The following is a 1,389-nucleotide window of genomic DNA, read 5'->3' as shown; positions in this document are numbered from 1 at the left end:
GTAGTCCATGAACGCCAGCAGCCACACGCTGCCGGCCACCGCAAAGGGCAGACTGGACAACACCAGGAACGTCTGCGGCCATCCGCGCATGGAGAGATAGAGCAGTGCCACGACGAGGACCAGGGTGAGCGGGATAACGTAGCGGAGCCGGGCTTCCATCTCCGCGAGGAACTCGTATTGCCCGGTCCACTGCAGGCGGTACCCCGAAGGCAGCGCGAGCTGAGACGCCACCAGCGCCTTGGCGTCGGCCACCCAGCCGCCAAGATCGCGCTTGGTCTGGTCGATGTCGGCGAACACGTACCCGACGAGCACGCCGTTCTCGTCCTTGATCATCGGCGGGCCCGTCGTCACGCGCACGTCGGCGAGTTGCCCGAGCGGGACGGCGGCACCCGGTTGGCGCCACTGTTCCATGACATCCGGGGACGCCGCGAGGCCGCCCATCGGCGGCGGCGCAAGACCCGAAGACGTGCCACCGGACACTGAGCTGCCGGGCTGCCCTCCCCCGCCTCCCGCCATGGAGCCGCCCATCCCGCCTCCGCTGCCACCGGTACTCGAGGCGACCATGCTGCCGCCCTGGGCACGGCCGCCGGCTCCCGCATTGCCGCCGCCGAAGTCCACGCTGCCCGACGACTGGACCGGCACGAGAATGCGGCGGAGCGCCTGCGGGTCAGAGCGCTGATCGGCCGAGTAGCGCAGATTGATCGAGAAGCGAGCACGTCCGGCAATGGCCGTCGAGACCGTCATGCCTCCGACCGCGGCCTCCACGACGTCCTGGACGTCCCGCACCGTGAGGCCGTAGCGCGCGATCGCCTCGCGGTTGGGGACGATGTCGATGTACTCACGACCGGTCTGGCGCTCGGCGAACGTGCTGCGGGTGCCAGGCACCTGGCGCAGCATGCCCTCGAGGGCCACGCTGACGCGCTCGATCTCGTTCAGGTCCTCGCCGAACACTTTGATCCCCACCGGCGTCCGGACCCCGGTCGAGAGCATGTCGATCCGCGTGCGGATCGGTGGCGCGATCGCCATCTGGTAGCCGGGCATCTGCAGCGCGGCATCGAGGTCGCGCGACAGCTCTGCCAGCGTACGCGCCTGCTGCTCGGGCCACACGCGGCGCAGCGCGCGCTTGACCCAATCGGGCGCGCGCGTGCTGTACCAGCGCGGTGTGTAGTGCTTCGGCCATTCGCCGCGCGGGTGCAGGGCGATGACCGATTCGATCATGTCCAGCTGGGCCGGATCGGTCGCCGTTTCGGCCCGGCCCGCTTTCCCGTGCACCGACGCGACCTCGGGGAACCGCATGATGATGCGGTCCTGGGCCGTCAGCGCACGGCGCGCCTCCTCAATCGCGATCCCCGGAAACGTCGTCGGCATCACGAGCAGCGAGCCCTCATC

General features: G+C 69.8%; 1 protein-coding gene. It reads right to left on the bottom strand.

Going from position 1 to position 1,389, the window contains the following annotated elements; genetic code table 11:
- The coding region (locus AABM41_09885; GenBank protein ID MEK6192603.1) for an efflux RND transporter permease subunit at nt 1-1,389 on the bottom strand (1,389 nt) is incomplete at both ends.

Source organism: Chloroflexota bacterium, from assembly GCA_038040195.1.
In the GTDB taxonomy this organism is placed as follows: Bacteria; Chloroflexota; Limnocylindria; order QHBO01; family QHBO01; genus DASTEQ01.
This window is presented reverse-complemented; position numbering and strand designations above follow the sequence as displayed.